The organism is Bacillus sp. JJ1764, from assembly GCF_036962145.1.
In the GTDB taxonomy this organism is placed as follows: Bacteria; Bacillota; Bacilli; order Bacillales; family Cytobacillaceae; genus Neobacillus.
Genome location: NZ_JBALNY010000179.1, coordinates 1 through 253, shown reverse-complemented (window position 1 = coordinate 253; position 253 = coordinate 1). Strand labels below are relative to the sequence as shown.

The following is a 253-nucleotide window of genomic DNA, read 5'->3' as shown; positions in this document are numbered from 1 at the left end:
TAACAAGGGGAACCAAACTCCATTCCTCTATAGTCCTGTGCACGTGCGACATGCTTGAACTTGGCAATATCAACACCTATAATAAGAGTTTGAGAAGTGATTTGAGCAATCTTTTCATTTTGGTTATAATTCATTTTATATCCTCCTGGTTAATGAGTTTGTCCTTTTCGCTTGCAGGCTTTGGACTCTTTCATTCTACCAAGAGGTTATTTTTTTGTTCAAACCTCATTTTCATTCATTACAGGAATGCTGC

1 pseudogene is annotated in these 253 nt (G+C 37.2%); it reads right to left on the bottom strand.

Annotated features, from left to right (window positions below):
• Window positions 1-134: pseudogene (locus V7083_RS20490) on the bottom strand (IS110 family transposase); the annotation flags it as partial.
• Between the last annotated feature and the right edge of the window lie 119 nt (window positions 135-253).